15 protein-coding genes are annotated in these 17,113 nt (G+C 67.8%); all 15 read left to right on the top strand.

Features of this window, described 5'->3' with window-relative positions:
- Positions 1-24 precede the first annotated feature (24 nt).
- The 15 genes from ACVWZ8_RS02205 to ACVWZ8_RS02135 all read left to right on the top strand — a co-directional run bounded on the left by ACVWZ8_RS02205 (position 25) and on the right by ACVWZ8_RS02135 (position 17,018).
- Positions 25-1,644: an ABC transporter ATP-binding protein gene (locus tag ACVWZ8_RS02205; protein WP_426976498.1), complete on the top strand. Its 1,620-nt coding sequence runs from the start codon at positions 25-27 to the stop codon at positions 1,642-1,644.
- On the top strand, positions 1,637-3,064 hold the full coding sequence (locus ACVWZ8_RS02200; protein WP_456503646.1) for an ABC transporter permease: 1,428 nt from the start codon (positions 1,637-1,639) through the stop codon (positions 3,062-3,064). Before ACVWZ8_RS02205 ends, ACVWZ8_RS02200 begins: the two co-directional genes overlap by 8 nt.
- Positions 3,061-4,431, top strand: coding sequence for an ABC transporter permease (locus ACVWZ8_RS02195; RefSeq protein ID WP_456503645.1), 1,371 nt, complete (start codon positions 3,061-3,063; stop codon positions 4,429-4,431). The genes ACVWZ8_RS02200 and ACVWZ8_RS02195 overlap by 4 nt, the downstream gene beginning before the upstream one ends.
- 5 nt (positions 4,432-4,436) lie before the next feature.
- Entirely contained in the window at positions 4,437-4,841 is a 405-nt protein-coding gene (locus ACVWZ8_RS02190) for a cytidine deaminase (protein ID WP_426976501.1), read from the top strand.
- Positions 4,838-6,160, top strand: a complete 1,323-nt coding sequence (locus ACVWZ8_RS02185) for a thymidine phosphorylase (protein ID WP_426976502.1) — start codon at positions 4,838-4,840, stop codon at positions 6,158-6,160. The genes ACVWZ8_RS02190 and ACVWZ8_RS02185 overlap by 4 nt, the downstream gene beginning before the upstream one ends.
- A 137-nt stretch (positions 6,161-6,297) precedes the next feature.
- Positions 6,298-6,933, top strand: a complete 636-nt coding sequence (locus ACVWZ8_RS02180; RefSeq protein ID WP_456503644.1) for a DedA family protein — start codon at positions 6,298-6,300, stop codon at positions 6,931-6,933.
- 125 nt (positions 6,934-7,058) lie between these two features.
- Positions 7,059-7,781 (top strand): DedA family protein, encoded by a 723-nt coding sequence (locus ACVWZ8_RS02175; RefSeq protein ID WP_426976504.1) that lies wholly within the window; start codon positions 7,059-7,061, stop codon positions 7,779-7,781.
- A 32-nt stretch (positions 7,782-7,813) separates the two neighbouring features.
- The gene (locus tag ACVWZ8_RS02170; RefSeq protein WP_456503643.1) at positions 7,814-8,980 is read left to right on the top strand and encodes an adenosine deaminase; all 1,167 of its coding nucleotides are present in this window, start codon (positions 7,814-7,816) and stop codon (positions 8,978-8,980) included.
- 64 nt (positions 8,981-9,044) lie between these two features.
- Entirely contained in the window at positions 9,045-9,650 is a 606-nt protein-coding gene (locus ACVWZ8_RS02165; RefSeq protein WP_426979828.1) for a MazG nucleotide pyrophosphohydrolase domain-containing protein, read from the top strand.
- A gap of 148 nt (positions 9,651-9,798) precedes the next feature.
- On the top strand, positions 9,799-11,079 hold the full coding sequence (gene eno, locus ACVWZ8_RS02160) for a phosphopyruvate hydratase (RefSeq protein ID WP_426976506.1): 1,281 nt from the start codon (positions 9,799-9,801) through the stop codon (positions 11,077-11,079).
- A 174-nt stretch (positions 11,080-11,253) separates the two neighbouring features.
- Positions 11,254-12,141, top strand: coding sequence for a septum formation initiator family protein (locus ACVWZ8_RS02155; protein WP_456503642.1), 888 nt, complete (start codon positions 11,254-11,256; stop codon positions 12,139-12,141).
- Between the two features lie 94 nt (positions 12,142-12,235).
- Positions 12,236-12,958: a DUF501 domain-containing protein gene (locus tag ACVWZ8_RS02150; RefSeq protein WP_456505895.1), complete on the top strand. Its 723-nt coding sequence runs from the start codon at positions 12,236-12,238 to the stop codon at positions 12,956-12,958.
- The gene (locus ACVWZ8_RS02145; RefSeq protein WP_426976508.1) at positions 12,955-13,908 is read left to right on the top strand and encodes a Ppx/GppA phosphatase family protein; all 954 of its coding nucleotides are present in this window, start codon (positions 12,955-12,957) and stop codon (positions 13,906-13,908) included. Before ACVWZ8_RS02150 ends, ACVWZ8_RS02145 begins: the two co-directional genes overlap by 4 nt.
- Before the next feature lie 123 nt (positions 13,909-14,031).
- Positions 14,032-15,441, top strand: a complete 1,410-nt coding sequence (locus tag ACVWZ8_RS02140; RefSeq protein ID WP_456503641.1) for a S8 family serine peptidase — start codon at positions 14,032-14,034, stop codon at positions 15,439-15,441.
- Between the two features lie 107 nt (positions 15,442-15,548).
- A complete protein-coding gene (locus tag ACVWZ8_RS02135; RefSeq protein WP_456503640.1) occupies positions 15,549-17,018 on the top strand; it encodes an NAD(P)/FAD-dependent oxidoreductase in 1,470 nt (489 codons plus the stop codon).
- The last annotated feature ends 95 nt before the right edge of the window (positions 17,019-17,113 follow it).

Genomic DNA, 17,113 nt, shown 5'->3' with positions numbered 1-17,113 from the left:
GGCACCTCGAGATTGGTCAGAGTTTTGAAACTTGAACTCAAGGGGATCACCAAACGCTTCGGCTCCCTGGTAGCCAACGATCACATCGATGTGGTTGTTGAACCCGGGCAGATTCACTGTCTGCTCGGCGAGAACGGCGCTGGCAAGTCCACGCTGATGAACGTCCTATACGGGCTGTACGAGCCCACCGAGGGTCAGATCCTCGTTGATGGCAAACCCGTCACCTTCCGCGGCCCGGGGGACGCCATGGCTGCGGGCATCGGCATGGTGCACCAGCACTTCATGCTGGTCCCGGTCTTCACAGTGGCCGAGAACGTCGCCCTCGGTGCTGAAACCACCAAGGCCGGCGGTTTCCTGAATCTGGATGACACCCGGCGCAAGATCCAGGAGATTTCCGACCGGTACGGCTTCGACGTCGACCCGGACGCCCTGATCGAAGACCTCCCGGTCGGCGTGCAGCAGCGGGTGGAAATCATCAAGGCACTGGTCCGCGACGCCAAAGTCCTCATCCTGGACGAGCCCACCGCCGTGCTGACGCCGCAGGACACCGATGAGCTGCTGGACATCATGCGGCAGCTCAAGAGCCATGGAACGTCCATCGTCTTCATCTCGCACAAGCTCCGCGAGGTCAAGGAAGTCTCGGACACCATCACGGTGATCCGGCGGGGCAAGGTGGTCGGCACCGCCAATCCCGACGCCTCGACGACGGAACTCGCCTCCATGATGGTGGGCCGGGCCGTCAACCTGACCCTCGACAAGGCTCCGGCCCAGCCAAAGGAAAAGACCTTTCAGATCACGGACCTCACCGTCATTGCGGCCAGCGGCCAGCACGTGGTGGACGGCATCAGCTTCGACATCGCCCGGGGCGAGATCGTCGCCGTCGCCGGCGTCCAGGGGAACGGCCAGACGGAACTGACGGAGGCCATCCTGGGCCTGCAGGACCGCGTGCACGGCTCCATCCTGCTCGACGGCGAAGAGCTCGTGGGACGCAGCGTCAAGGAAGTCCTCGGGGCCGGCGTCGGCTTCGTACCGGAAGACCGCTCGGTCGACGGCCTGATCGGGACCTTCTCCATCGCCGAGAACCTGATCCTTGACCGGTACGACCAGGAACCGTTCGCCAAGGGCATCAGCATGAGCCCGGCCAAAGTCCTGGAGAACGCCAGGACCCGGATCGAAGAATTCGATGTGCGCACCCCGTCCGGCTCTCTCGCCGCCGGCACCTTGTCCGGCGGCAACCAGCAGAAAGTCGTCATGGCGCGGGAGCTTTCCCGGCCGCTGCGCCTCTTCATCGCCTCCCAGCCCACCCGCGGCGTGGACGTGGGATCCATCGAGTTCCTGCACAAGCGCATCGTGGCCGAGCGGGACCACGGCACCCCCGTGATGATCGTCTCCACCGAACTGGACGAGGTGATTGAGCTCGCCGACAGGATCGCAGTGCTCTACAAGGGCAAGCTGGTGGGCATTGTCCCGGCCGGCACCGGACGCGACGTCCTCGGACTGATGATGGCCGGGCTGTCCCCGGCCGACGCCCACGCCGACACCGTCAGTAAGCAGCACGCAACAACCCCGGCATCGATCCCGGCGCCCGCCGCCCACCCCGCGCAGGAGCCCGGCTCCGGCGCCGTAGGAGAGCACCATGACTGAACAGAACCCGCCACGACACCCGGCCGAGCAGGGCCCGGACAAGGGCCCGGACGAAGCTCCGGAGACCCAGGCTCCGGACGAAGCTCCGGAGGCGCCCGCCACAGCGCGCGAAACGCCGGCGGCGGCTGCCGCGGCGGCCATCTCGCTCGACACCGCGGGCGGCGCGCTGGCGCCGTCGGCCGTGCCGGTCTCCGCGCAGAGCGGCACGATCCCCGGCGGTCCCGACTCCGTGCTGCGAAGGATCTTCACCGGCGGCGGCCTGGTGTCCGTCCTGGCGGTGCTGCTGGCACTGATCCTCGGCGGGCTGCTGATCGCGAGCACCGACAAGGCTGTCACCACGACGGCCGGTTACCTGTTTGCCCGGCCCGCTGACTTCCTGTCCGCCGTCTGGAACGCCGCCACGCGCTCCTACATCGCCCTCTTCCAGGGCTCGGTGTTCAACCCCCGGGGCACCGGCGTGGCCGGCCAGTTCGCCCCGCTGATGGAAACCCTCACCATTTCCACCCCGCTGATCACCGCCGGTCTGGGCGTGGCTCTGGCCTTCCGTGCAGGCCTGTTCAACATCGGTGCGCAGGGCCAGATCATCATGGCCGGCATCCTCGCGTCTTGGGTGGGCTTCGCCCTGCACCTCCCGCTGGGACTGCACCTGCTGCTGGTCCTGCTGGCCGGCATCGTCGGCGGCGCCGTCTGGGGCGGCCTCGTCGGTTTCCTCAAGGCACGCACCGGCGCCCATGAAGTGATCCTGACGATCATGTTCAACTACATCGCGCTGTACTTCCTGCGGTACCTGCTCAACACTCCGGCCTTCCAGCGCCCGGGGGAGAGCAACCCGATCTCGCCCATCCTGGATCCCAGCGCGGTGTACCCGCAGATCTTCGGCAGCCAGTACCGGCTGCACCTGGGTTTCGTCCTCGCCATCGCTGCCACGTTCCTGGTCTGGTGGATCCTGAACCGCTCCACGATCGGCTTTGAGTTCCGTGCTGTGGGCGCCAACCCGAAGGCAGCCCTGACGGCAGGCATCAACGTGCCGCGAGCCACCATCCTCGTGATGGCGATCGCCGGCGCCCTCGCCGGCATGTCCGGCGTCGCGCAGGTCGCGGGTACCGAAAAAGTGCTCACCGACGGCGTCGCCGCCACCTACGGCTTTGACGCCATCACGGTGGCGCTGCTGGGACGCTCGACGCCGTGGGGCACCTTCGCCGCCGGCCTGCTCTTCGGCGCCTTCCGCGCTGGTGCGGTCCAGATGCAGATCCAGACCGGCACCCCGATCGACATTGTCCTGGTGGTCCAGTCGCTGATCGTGCTGTTCATCGCCGCCCCGCCGCTGGTGCGTGCGGTCTTCGGGCTGAACCCGCGTCAGAGGAAGGCCGCGTCCGCCGGCAAATCCCAGAAGGCAGCAACCACCGGAGGTGCAGCATGAGCACAACAGCAACATCGCCCGTTCCGGGAAAGCCCCAATCGGCAAAGCCGCAATCGGGAAAACCGCAATCGGGAAAACCGCGGCCGGGAACCCCGCCGGTCAAGGAACAAACACCCGCGGTCACCGCCAAGCCCGTGACCTGGAAGCTGCCGGTGACCCTGCTGGTCCTGGCAGTCGTGGCGTTCGTCTTCTTTGGCCTGCTCGGTCCCCACCAGAGCGCGAAGTTCGGGATTTCCACCGGCAGCGACTTCTTTCAGCTGCCGGCGATCGAAGTTCCGGCCTTCTTCGGCGGGATCGTCCTCTCCGTGTTGATGCTGGCCCTCGCCGGCTATGCCGTCTTCCTCAAGACCAAGAACCGGATCACGCCCGGCTGGTTGACGGTTGTGTTCATCGTGCTGTTTGTCGCGGCCTTCCTGATCTGGGTCGTCGGCGGCGCGCGCTCGACCAGCATTTCCCTCGCCGGGCTCATCGCGGGATCGGTAACACTGGCCGTGCCCCTCGTTTTCGGGTCCCTTTCGGGTGTGCTTTGCGAGCGCGTCGGCGTCGTGAACATCGCGATCGAAGGCCAGCTCCTGGGCGGTGCGTTCACCGCAGCGATCGTTGCGACCCTGACGCACAATGCGCTTATCGGGCTGCTGGCGGCCGCGATGGCCGGAGCCCTGGTTTCCATGGTCCTGGCCCTGTTCAGCATCAAGTACCTCGTCAACCAGATCATCGTCGGCGTCGTACTCAACGTCCTGGTCTCCGGCCTGACCGGCTTCCTGTTCAGCACCGTCATGCAGGCGGACAAGACGAAGTTCAACTCGCCGGCCCACCTGGACCCCATCCCGATTCCGCTGCTTGCGGACATCCCGCTGATCGGTCCGATCCTTTTCAAGCAGTCCCTGATCGGCTACCTGATGTACATCGCGGTCATCGTGGTGTGGGTCGGGTTGTTCAAGACCAAGTGGGGCCTGCGGGTCCGTGCTGTCGGCGAGCACCCGCAGGCGGCGGACACCATGGGGATCAAGGTCAATGCGACCCGGTTCTGGAACGTCACGCTCGGCGGCGCCATCGCAGGCATCGGCGGGTCCTTCTTCACGCTGGTGGCAATCGACAGTTTCACCAAGGAGATCTCCGGCGGCCGCGGGTTCATTGCCCTGGCCGCACTCATCTTCGGGCGCTGGAACCCGATCGGCGCCTTCTTCGCCGCGCTGCTGTTCGGCTTCGCCGACAACCTGCAGAGCATCGTGACGATCATCGGAACGCCCGTGCCGAGCCAGTTCATGGCGATGCTGCCGTACCTTGTGACGGTGCTGGCCGTGGCCGGACTCGTGGGCCGCTCCCGCCCGCCGGCCGCGAGCGGCATACCGTACGTCAAGGGCTGACGGGCGTGGGGAGCAACGACGTCGACTGGGCGGTCCTCGAGGCCGCGGCGGTCGCCGCCATGAAGAACGCGTACGCGCCGTATTCGAAGTTCGCGGTGGGGGCGGCAGCCCTCACCGCGGACGGCCGGATCGTCAGCGGCTGCAACGTCGAGAACGCGAGCTACGGACTCACCCTGTGCGCCGAGTGCGCCCTCGTGGGCAATCTGCACATGACCGGCGGCGGGCTGCTGCGCGCCTTCTACTGTGTCGACGCCGGCGGCAACGTCCTGATGCCGTGCGGACGCTGCCGGCAGCTGCTCTACGAATTCCGGGCTCCCGGCATGGAGCTCATGACCACGCAGGGAATCAAGAACATGGACCAGGTCCTTCCCGATGCCTTTGGCCCCCAACACCTGGAGGAACCCCGGTGACACAAACCCCCAACAAGACCGAAGCGTTCGACGCCGTCGACATCATCCGCATCAAGCGGGACAAGGGCGTACTCAGCCCCGCCCAGATCGACTGGACGATCGACGCCTACACCCGCGGCGCGATCGCCGACGAGCAGATGGCCGCCCTGAACATGGCCATCCTGCTCAACGGCATGGACCGGGCCGAGATCTCCCGCTGGACTGCCGCGATGATCGCCTCCGGTGAGCGGATGGACTTCTCCAGCCTGCGCCGGTCCGACGGCTCCGTGTTGCCCACGAGTGACAAACACTCCACCGGCGGCGTGGGGGACAAGATCACCCTCCCGCTGGCCCCCCTCGTGGCGGTCTTCGGCGTGGCTGTGCCGCAGCTCTCCGGCCGCGGCCTGGGCCACACCGGCGGCACGCTGGACAAGCTCGAATCGATCCCGGGCTGGCGCGCGGCGCTAAGCAACAAGGAAATGCTGGCCCAGCTCCAGGACGTGGGCGCCGTCATCTGTGCCGCGGGCGCCGGGCTGGCCCCGGCCGACAAGAAGCTCTATGCGCTGCGGGACGTCACCGGAACGGTCGAGGCCATTCCGCTGATCGCCTCCTCGATCATGAGCAAAAAGATCGCCGAAGGCACCGGCTCGCTGGTGCTCGACGTCAAAGTGGGCAGCGGTGCCTTCATGAAGGACGAGGCCCGGGCCCGCGAACTGGCCGAGACCATGGTGGCCCTGGGCAAGGACGCCGGTGTGAACACGGTGGCACTGCTGACCAACATGCACACGCCCCTGGGCCTCACCGCGGGCAACGCGATCGAGGTCGAGGAGTCCGTCGAAGTGCTCGCCGGCGGGGGCCCGGAAGACGTCGTCGAACTCACCGTCCGGCTCGCCGAGGAGATGCTGGCCTGCGCCGGGGTCCGCGACGCCGACCCCCGGGCGGCGCTGCGGGACGGCCGGGCCATGGACGTCTGGAACCGGATGATCGAGGCGCAGGGCGGGGACCCCCGGGCCAAGCTGCCGGTCGCGAAGGAATCAGAAGTCATCTACGCCCCGGCCGACGGCGTGCTGGTGGAACTCGACGCCATGGCCGTCGGTGTCGCGGCCTGGCGCCTTGGGGCCGGCCGCGCCCGCAAGGAGGACCAGGTCCAGGCCGGCGCCGGGGTGCGGATGCACGCCAAGCCCGGCGCCACGGTCAAGGCCGGCGAGCCGCTCATGACCCTGCTGACCGACACCCCGGAGAAGTTCGAGCGGGCCAGGGAGGCACTCGAGCACGCCGTGATGATTGCCCCGGAGGGTTCCCGCCCGGCACAGCGGCTGATCATCGACCGCATCGCCTGAGGACCCTGCCGCCGGCCCCCCGGTTGCCCTATCACCTATGGTCGCCAAACCCGCCGTTTAGCCGCCGCATCTGATAGGGCAACCAGTACACTGGCACCACAGCAGTACTCCCAGGCCCGGCCGTGTGATAGGAAACCGTGCAGGCAATCAACGATTTCATCCTGGCAGCCGCAGGCCAACCCTGGGTCCTCTTCGTCGTGTTCGCCTGCTGCGTGATTGACGGCTTTTTCCCGCCCATCCCGAGCGAATCCGTGGTGGTCGGGCTGGCCGCCGTCGCGGCCACGGCAGACGTACCCAATCCGCTCTTCCTGATAGCCACCGCAGCGGCGGGCGCCTTCCTCGGCGACAATACCGCCTACCTGATCGGCCGGCGCACAGGCACCCGCCGCTGGGCGTGGATGCGGGGCCCGCGTATGCAGAAGGCCTTCTCCTGGGCCGGCACGGAACTGCACAAGCGCCCGGCGTCGCTGATCCTCGTGGCGCGGTTTGTTCCCATCGGCCGGGTAGCCGTGAACTTGGCCGCCGGCGTCACGCACTACCCGCGGCCCCGGTTTGTGGGGCTGACAGTCCTCTCGGCGCTGCTCTGGGCCGGGTATTCCGTCGCGATCGGACTGTTCTTCGGGCAGTGGTTCGAACACAACCACCTGCTCGGCGTCATCGTCGCCGTCATCTGCGCGATCGGCCTCGGAATCGTTGTGGACCTTGGCATCAGCCGGCTGCGCGGAAAGGTCCCGGCAGACGCGGACCGGACGACGCCGCCGGCGGAGGGCTAGGCCGGCAGTGAACCTCCGCGAAACCGTAGCGAAGCGTGCCATCGCCATGGGACACTTAGGAGCGATTTACGTCACTTTCCGCTGGCAGATGTTGTGCCACATTTTCGTCTAGGAGCCATGCCCGCGTGGAGTTCATTAATGAGGTCGTGCTCCACGCAGCTGGCCAGTGGTGGATATACCCCCTCCTCCTGGTCTTCTTCTTTGTGGACGGCTTCGCGATGGTGGTCCCGAGTGAGACCCTGATTGTTGCCCTCGCGGCGTTCTCCGTGCGCGGCGGTCAGCCCAATCTCTGGATCCTGGGCCTGACAGCCCTGGTCGGCGCCATCGCGGGTGACAACATGGCGTACCTGCTGGGCCGGAAGATCGGCCTCGAGCGGTTCCGCTGGATGCGCAAGCCGAAAGTCCAGAAAGCCTTCGGCTGGGCGCGCTACGAACTGGAGAAGCGCGGCGCAGTCCTGATCTTCACCGCCCGTTACATCCCGTGGGGACGCGTCGCCGTCAACTATGTTGCGGGCACCACGGGCTTCCCGCACCGGAGATTCTTCTTCCTGGACGCCTCTGCCTGCGCCACCTGGGTGGTCTATTCCATCGGCATCGGCGTCCTGGCGAGCTCCTTCCCCTGGCTGCATGACAACCCGTTGCTGAGCGCCGGCATCGCAGTGGTGTTTGCGATCGTGCTGGGTGTGCTGATCGATCACGTCCTGCGCTGGTGGCACAAGCGGCTCGGGCGCCACGACGCCGAGGTCGTGGACGAGTGGCTCGACGGCGGGCCCACGCACGAACCGGCCGCCGCCTCCGTCCCTTCACCGATGATCGCCTCCGGGGATGCCGAGGCCGGCAGAAAGTAGCGTCCGGCGCCCTCCGACCCTAAGGTTGGAACGTGACTGAGACTATTCCTGACGCTGCCCCTGACCTCGACTTCGACCTGAAGGGCCTTCCCAAGGTTTCCCTTCACGACCACCTGGATGGCGGGCTGCGTCCGGCCACCATCATTGAGCTTGCAGAGGCCGTGGGCCATACGCTGCCTTCGACCGACCCTGTCGCGCTGGGGGAGTGGTTCCGCGAATCAGCCGACTCCGGCTCGCTGGTCCGCTACCTCGAGACCTTCGACCACACCATCGCCGTCATGCAGACCAAGGAAGGTCTGTTCCGCGTCGCCAAGGAGTTCGTCGAGGACCTGGCCGACGACGGCGTCGTGTACGGCGAAGTGCGCTGGGCACCCGAACAGCACCTGCAGAAGGGCCTGAGCCTGGATGAAGTGGTCGAGGCCGTGCAGGCAGGCCTCGAAGCCGGCGTGGACGCCGTGGCCGAGACCGGCCGCGATATCCAGGTCGGCCAGCTGATCACGGCCATGCGCCACGCCGACCGCGGCCAGGAGATCGCCGAACTGGCCGTCCGCCACCGCAACAACGGCGCCGTCGGCTTCGACATCGCCGGTGCCGAGGACGGCTTCCTGCCCTCCCGCTTCAAGGACGCCTTCACCTACCTGGCCCAGCACAACTTCCCGGCCACCGTCCACGCCGGCGAGGCTGCCGGCCTGGAAAGCATCCAGTCGGCCCTCGTCGACGGCCGCGCCCTGCGCCTGGGCCACGGCGTCCGGATCGCCGAAGATGTCACCGTTGAGTTCGAGGAGGACGAAGACGGTGCCGAATTCAACGACAGCAGTGATGAGGTCAACGACAACATCGGCCTCGTGACCCTCGGCGAGCTGGCCAGCTGGGTCCGCGACCGCGGCATCGCCCTGGAGATCTGCCCCTCCTCCAACCTGCAGACCGGCGCCATCGCCGGCTTCGGTGAGGGAATCGAAAGCCACCCGCTGGACATGCTGTACCAGCTCGGCTTCAACGTCACCATCAACACGGACAACCGGCTGATGAGCGGCGTCACGCTGACGGACGAGTTCGAACTGCTGGTGGAGACCTTCGACTACGACCTCGATGACCTGCTGGAGCTGACGCTCAACGCAGCCGAGGCGGCCTTCCTCCCGCTTGAGGAGAAGGAAGCCCTCGTCGAATACATCAACGAGGCCTACTCCGACCTTGGCTAACGACTCCAACGCGATGGACGCGCTGGTCGGTGTCATTGCCGAGCTGCGCGCCCACTGCCCCTGGATGGGCGCCCTCACCCACGAATCCCTCGTGGAGTACCTCCTCGAGGAGGCTTACGAGGTGGCGGAGACCATCGAGACGGGCGGCGGCGACGCCGAGCTGAAGGCCGAACTGGGCGACGTCCTGCTCCAAGTGGTCCTGCACGCCCGCCTGGCCGAGGAGCACAATGCCTTCGACCTTGACGACGTCGCCCGCGGCCTCAGCGCCAAGATGATCCGCCGCAACCCGCACGTCTTCCGCCCGGACGGCTCCCTGCAGGACTCGTTCCCGGCGACGGTGGAGGAAATCGTTGCGACGTGGGATGCCGTCAAACGCTCGGAACAGGTCCTGCACTCCGGGGTCCCACACTCCGGACCCTTCGACGGCGTCCCCGCCGCCCTTCCGGCGTTAGCGCGGGCGCAGAAGCTGCTGGACCGCGCCGAACGGGCCGGAATCCCGGCGGGCGTGAGCGAAACCGCCGTCGACGCCCCGGCCACGGAGGCGGAGCTCGGTGAGCTCCTGTTAGGCATCGTCGCGGCCGCCCGCCGCAACGGGCTCGACGCCGAACGTGCCCTCCGCGGGGCCGCGCGCCGCTTCCAGGACGGCCAGGCGTCCGCGGCATCGCCATGATGACGTCCGGGGGCCGGATAGGTTTCCGTAACCTGTACCACTCTCGACTAGGCTTAGGCGGACGAGGACGTCGGTTTCAGCTTGATTCCCAGCTAGAGTCCCAGCAGTCAGATTCCCAGCAGACCGCTTCACCCAAAGGAGCCTATCCATGGCGCTTATCGATGCCATCCACGCCCGCGAGATCCTCGATTCCCGCGGCAACCCGACCGTAGAAGTTGAAGTTCTGCTGTCCGACGGCCAGATCGGCCGCGCAGCAGTTCCCTCCGGAGCCTCCACCGGCGAGCACGAGGCCGTCGAGCTCCGCGACGGCGACAAGGGCCGTTACCTCGGCAAGGGCGTCCAGAAGGCCGTCGACGCCGTCATCGACCAGATCGCCCCGGCCCTGATCGGCTTCGACGCCACCGACCAGCGCAGCATCGACCAGGCCATGATCGATCTGGACGGCACCGCCAACAAGAGCAAGCTCGGCGCGAACGCCATCCTGGGCGTGTCCCTGGCCGTCGCCAACGCGGCAGCCGCCTCCGCCGACCTGCCGCTGTACAAGTACCTGGGCGGCCCGAACGCCCATGTCCTGCCGGTCCCGCTGATGAACATCCTCAACGGCGGCTCGCACGCCGATTCCGACGTCGACATCCAGGAATTCATGGTTGTTCCGCTCGGCGCCGAAACCTTCTCCGAAGGCCTGCGCTGGGGCGTCGAGGTCTACCACGCACTCAAGGCCGTGCTGCAGGAAAAGGGCCTCTCCACGGGCCTCGGCGACGAGGGCGGCTTCGCGCCGAACCTGCCGTCCAACCGTGCCGCCCTGGACCTCATCCAGGAAGCCATCAAGAACGCCGGCTACACGCCGGGCAAGGACATCGCCCTGGCCCTGGACGTCGCCTCCTCGGAGTTCTTCACCGACGGCGCCTACCAGTTCGAAGGCAAGGCCCTCAGCTCCGCCGAGATGAGCGCGTACTACGCCGAACTCGTTGCCGACTACCCGCTGGTTTCCATCGAGGACCCGCTGGACGAGAACGACTGGGACGGCTGGAAGGCCCTCACCGACGCCATCGGCGACAAGGTCCAGATCGTCGGCGACGACCTCTTCGTGACCAACCCCGAACGTCTGCAGACCGGCATCGACTCACGCACCGCCAACTCGCTGCTGGTCAAGGTCAACCAGATCGGTTCGCTGACCGAAACCCTCGACGCCGTGTCCCTCGCCCAGCGCGCGGGCTACACGACCATCACCTCGCACCGCTCCGGCGAGACCGAGGACACCACCATTGCTGACATCGCCGTTGCCACCAACGCGGGCCAGATCAAGACCGGTGCCCCGGCCCGCTCCGAGCGCGTCGCCAAGTACAACCAGCTGCTGCGCATCGAAGAAGAACTCGACGACGCCGCACGCTACGCCGGCCGCAGCGCCTTCCCGCGTTTCAAAGGCTAGTAGCGACAAAATCCGGTAACCGGTGGCTATGGTTGAAAAACCATGGCCGCCGGTTCTTTTGGCACCGGGTTGGCGCCTGAGTTGGTGCCGGGTTGGTGCCGCCGGTCCCGGTCACGGTTGTCAGTATGAGTCCAGCATGCCAGCCCAGCAAGGACCGGGCATTACAGGAGTGACATGGCTACCCGCCGCCCTAAGGTACCCCGGGCCACGCCGTCGGCCCCGAAGTCTACGGACACGGGCGACGGCGGCGACGTCATCCTCGCTGATTTCGGCGGCCGTGCGGCCCCGGGCGACGCTGCCGGCACGGCTCCCGGTTCCCGGCACGACGCGCCCCGGCACGACGCCGGCAGAGCTACATCCGGCACAGCCACACCGCACGCGCGGACCACCCCGGCCAAGAAGAGCACCACCAAGTCCAGCGATGCGAAGTCCAGCGATGCGCAGTCCGGCGACGCCGAGACCGGCGACGCCAGGACGAGCACTGCCAGGACCCGCGGGACCAAGGACGGCGGCACCAAGGACCGCGGGACCAAGGACGGCGGCACCAAGGACCGCGGGACCAAGGACGGCGGCACCAAGGACCGCGGGACCAAGGACGGCGGCACCAAGGACCGCGGGACCAAGGACGGCGGCGGCACCAAGCAGCCCGCAGCGGGGCCGGAGGAGACGCCCGTCCCCGCCAGAGCCTTCTCCGGACGCATGCTGGCCCTGTTCGTGGTCATGATTGCCATCACCATCATGCTGGCGCCCACCGTCAAGATCTTCTTCGAGAAACGCGCCGAAATCGCCGCACTTCAGGGCGATATCTCCGCGAAGCAGTCGCAGCAGAACGACCTCAAACGCCAGGTCTCCCGGTGGCAGGATCCGAACTACGTTAAGCAGCAGGCCCGCGACCGGATTAACATGGTTATGCCCGGAGAGACGGGCTACTGGGTATTCGGCAGTGATCTTCCTGCCGGAGAGCCCGGTGGCACAGCCGGAGCAGCATCAACACAAGACCCGGCCAAGCTGCCGTGGGTGGACACTCTCTGGGAGTCCATCCGGCGTTCGGCAACAGACTAAAGCGGCGCCCGCCGCCGGCTTATCCGACCGATAAGCCAGACAGGGCAGGAAAGGTGCCGCGCCAGTGGACGAGAACCGAGTGGACGAGAGCCTCATGGCAGGGGCCGCGGCGGCAGGAAACCCCGATGCAGCCAGCACGTCAGCCGCGCCACAGGAATCCCGCCAGCCCTCACCGCACGACCTTGACGTACTGAGCCGGCAGTTGGGACGCCCCGTCCGTGACGTCGTCGAAATCCCGGCCCGGTGCGTCTGCGGCAACCCGCTCGTCGCGGCCACCTCACCCCGGCTGAGCAACGGCACGCCGTTCCCCACCACTTTTTATCTGACGCACCCGGTCATCACTTCCGCAGTCTCCCGGCTTGAGGCGGCCGGGCTGATGAACGAGATGAACGAGCGGCTGGGCGGCGATGAGACGCTGGCCGCCGGCTACCGTGCAGCCCACGAGGCCTACCTGGCCTCCCGGGCGGAGATCGGCGCCCGGTCCGGCATCGGAGCGGTGCCCGAGATCGACGGCATCTCCGCCGGCGGTATGCCCACCCGCGTCAAATGCCTGCACGTCCTGGTGGGCCATTCCCTTGCCGCCGGACCCGGCGTGAATCCGCTCGGCGACGAAGCCATTGCCGCCATCGCCGAATGGTGGACCAAGGACCGCTGCTACTGCGGCGGCGCCTGGGACACCGGCGGCGAGGTCCCCTCGCAGGACCTCAGCCGGCACGGACCGCAGGGCCTTCCCGAGATCGTGGGCCGGCCGGCCCCCGTCCGCAGCGCCCGCGCGGAGAACGCCGGCAGCGCCGCGTCGCCGGAGGCCGGCCAGTGACCCGCGTCGCCGCCGTCGACTGCGGCACGAACTCCATCCGACTGCTCATCGCAGACGTCCACACTGGGGCCGGCAGTGCCGTGCCGCGGCTCACGGACGTCGTGCGTGAAATGCGTGTCGTCCGGCTGGGCCAGGGAGTGGACGCCACCGGCGAATTCGCCCCGGAAGCCCTGGACCGCACCTTCGCCGCCACCCGGGAGTACGCCGAACTGATCCGCCGCCACGGTGCCGGGAGAATACGTTTCGTCGCGACCTCGGCCACCCGGGACGCCGGGAACCGGCAGGCCTTCATCGACGGGATCCGCGAGCTCCTTGGCGTCGAACCCGAAGTGATCACGGGCGACGAGGAAGCAGCCCTGTCCTTCGCCGGTGCCAGCAGCGTGCTGCCCTCCCGGGGACAGGACCCGGTGCTTGTTGTCGATCTCGGCGGCGGCAGCACGGAGTTCGTGCTGGGAAACGCCGACGGCGTCATCGCCGCCAGGAGCGTCGACGTAGGCTGCGTCCGGATGACGGAGCGCCACCTCCGCAGCGACCCGCCGACGGCGGAGCAGATCGCCGCGGCGGAAGCCGACGTCGACGCCGCCATCAGCGAGGCTGCACGGACCGTGCCGCTGGACCGCGCCACCGCCGTCGTCGGGGTGGCGGGATCCGTCACCACCATCACAGCCCATGCCCTGCACCTTCCCGAGTACTCCCCGGAGGCAATCCACGGCACCGAGCTCCCCCTGGCTGCCGTCCGTCGGGCGTGTACCGAACTGTTTGAAATGACGCGGGCGGAGCGTGCCGCCCTGCCGTACATGCACCCCGGCCGTGCGGACGTGATCGGCGCAGGCGGACTGGTTTGGCGCCGCGTCCTGGAACGCCTGGCGGAAGTCACAGGGGGAAGGATCACCACGGCCGTCTCCAGCGAACACGATATCCTTGACGGCATTGCCCTCAGTATCAGCTAGCCCGGGCATCAGCCGGATCCGCCGTCAACCGGATCTACGTACCGGCCGGACCGGCCGACCGCTCCAACTTGCCGCAGCGCCTCCCGGCCGCGGTGCAACCGCTGTACCGCCGATAGGACCCGAATGACCAGAGCAACAGCCCGGCCCCGCCGGACCGCCTCCGCGTTGATGGCCTTGGCCCTTGTGGGCGGCACCCTCACGACAGCGCTGGCCGGGGTCCCCGCGGCCCACGCCGATTCCTGGCGCGACAAGGAATACTGGCTCGCAGAATCGGGAATCACCAAGGCCTGGGAAGTCTCCAAGGGTGCCAACGTCAAGGTCGCCGTGATTGACAGCGGCGTGGACGGCAGGCACCCGGACCTGGCGGGAGTCCTGGCCGGGGGAGTTGACATCTCCGGTGCCGGCAGCCCGGACGGGCAGACGAGCATCGGTGCCAAACCGGAGCACGGCACCCTCGTGGCCACCATGCTCGCCGGCCGTGGCCACCAGCCCGCAGGATCCACGCCGAGCCCCAGCCCCAGCGCCAGCGCCAGCGCCAGCGCACGGCCCCGCCCCACCGTCGGGCCGGACGGGATCGTCGGCGTTGCCCCCGAGGCCCAGCTGCTTTCCGTCTCCACCTGGCTCGGATCCGCCAACCCCGGCGGCAAGAGTGACCAGGACCAGATCCCCGAGGCGGTCCGCTGGGCCGTGGACAACGGCGCGCGCGTCATCAACATTTCGCTTGGCAGCACCTCCCCGGAGTGGCCGCAGAGCTGGGACGCGGCATTCCTCTACGCCGAGCAGAAGGACGTCGTGATCGTGGCCGCCGCGGGCAACCGGGTAGGCGGCAACGTGCAGGTCGGTGCCCCGGCCACCATCCCCGGCGTGCTGACCGTGGCCGGGCTGGACCGCAAGGGGACGGCCAGCATCGATTCCTCCTCGCAGGGCATCAGCATCGGCGTCGCAGCCCCGGCGGAGAACCTGGTCGGGGGCGTGCCCGGCGTCGGCTACGCCGAATGGGCCGGCACCTCGGGCGCCACCCCCATCGTCGCCGGCGTCGCCGCCCTGATCCGGTCCAAGTGGCCGGACATGACCGCCAGCCAGGTCATCAACAGAATCGTCAGCACCGCGAAGGACGCCGGCGCGCCTGGGAAGGACCCGCTCTACGGCTTCGGTGTGCTTGACGCCGAGGCGGCACTCAAGGCCGATGTGACCGAAACCAAGGCCAACCCGCTGGGTTCCATTTCGGAGTGGATCCGCGTCCACCGGCGCGGGAACCTGGCGACGACGCCGGCCGCGGCAGCCCCCACCCCGACGAGCGCCGCGCCGACCCTGCCCGAGGCAACGGTGCCGGTGGCGGAGCAGCCCTCGCAGCTGGACAGTGCCGTTCCGGCTGTCGTGATCCTGGGCTTCGGCGGATTGTTCCTGTGCATCGTCGGGGCTGCGGTCTTCCAGCTCCGCCGGGCCGTGCGGAACCCTCCGGGGGTTCCGGACGGCTCCGGCGGGCCGGAAACCGGGGTGCTGGATTCGGTGGATTCCGGCAAGCCCAACTAGCCCGCAGTAGTTGTCGTTATGAGCGCTCAAAGCGGCAACTACTGCGAGTCGGTTGGGGGAAATCAGGAGTTAGTGAAGTTTTTCACAAACTACGGTATCCTTGACCAATGGCATCCTCCCCTCAGCTCCAGGACCGTCCCAGGGTACTCGTCGTCGGCGGCGGGTACGTCGGCCTGTACGTAGCCCTCAAACTGCAGAAGAAGATCGCGAATGCCGGTGGCATCGTCACCGTCGTTGATCCCCTGCCCTACATGACCTACCAGCCCTTCCTCCCCGAAGTTGCCGGCGGCAACATCGAGGCACGCCACGCGGTGGTCTCGCACCGTCAGCACCTCAAGCAGACCGAGCTCATCCAGGGCCGGGTTCTCTCCATCGACCACGCCAACCGCACCGCTGTGGTTGCCCCGGCCGACGGCGGCGAAAACTTCGAGGTTCCCTACTTCGACGTCGTCGTTGCTGCCGGCGCGATCACCCGCACGTTCCCGATCAAGGGCCTCGCGGACAAGGGCATCGGCCTCAAGACCATCGAGGAGGCCGTCGCCCTGCGCAACGGTGTCCTGGAGCGCATTGAAACCGGCTCCCTCATGACGGACCCGGCCGAACGCGCCCGCGCGCTGACCTTCGTCGTCGTCGGCGGCGGCTTCGCCGGCATCGAGTGCATCACCGAAATGGAAGATCTCGCCCGCGCTGCCGTCAAGAACAACCCGCGCGTCAAGCAGGAGGAAGTCCGCTTCGTCCTCGTCGAGGCCATGGGACGCATCATGCCCGAGGTCACCGCCTCGCAGGCCGACTGGGTGGTCGAGCACCTGCGCAGCCGCGGCATCGAGGTCCTGCTCAACACCTCCCTCGACAACGCCGAGGGTTCCGTGAAGCTCATCAACCTCCCGGACAAGACCCCCGCCCAGGAATTCGAGTCCGACACCCTCGTCTGGACTGCCGGTGTGCAGGCCAACCCGATGGTCCGCTCCACCGACTTCCCGCTTGAGCCGCGCGGACGCGTCCGTGTCCTCCCGGACCTGCGCATCGCCGGCGACGAAGGGATCATCGAGAACGCCTGGGCTGCCGGCGACGTTGCGGCCGTGCCGGACCTCACGGGCAGCGGCCTGCCGGACGGTACCTGCGTCCCGAACGCCCAGCACGCGCTGCGTCAGGCCAAGCGCCTGGCCAAGAACCTGTGGGCTTCCCGCTGGGACAAGCCGCTGAAGGACTACAGGCACAAGAACCTGGGCGCGGTTGCCGGTTTCGGCGAGTGGAAGGGTGTTGCCAACATCAACCTCCTGGGCCGCATCGGGCTCAAGGGCCCGCTGGCCTGGCTCGCGCACCGCGGCTACCACGGCCTGGCCATCCCGACGTTCGAACGCAAGATCCGCGTCATCTCCGGCTGGTTCTGGGCCCTCTTCCTGGGGCGCGACACCACCCAGCTGATGGACCTGGACAACCCGCGCGGCGCCTTCGTGGCAGCGGCAACCCCGGCACCCAAGCCGGCCGCGGCCCCCGTTGCCCCGCTTGCCGGCAAGCCGGCAGCAGACGCTGCGACGGCCGAAAGCAAGGAAGCTGTCCCGGCCGACTCCAAGTAGCCAGCGCCAGCCTTTCGACGGCGGCCGTTCCCCTCCCGGGGAGCGGCCGCTGTTTTCGTTTGGCCAGCCGCCGGCAGCCGTTGGAGGACGGCCGG

Source organism: Arthrobacter sp. UYCu723, assembly GCF_054059215.1.
Note: the sequence above shows the minus strand (reverse complement) of the source record. Positions and strands in the feature narration are given on the sequence as shown.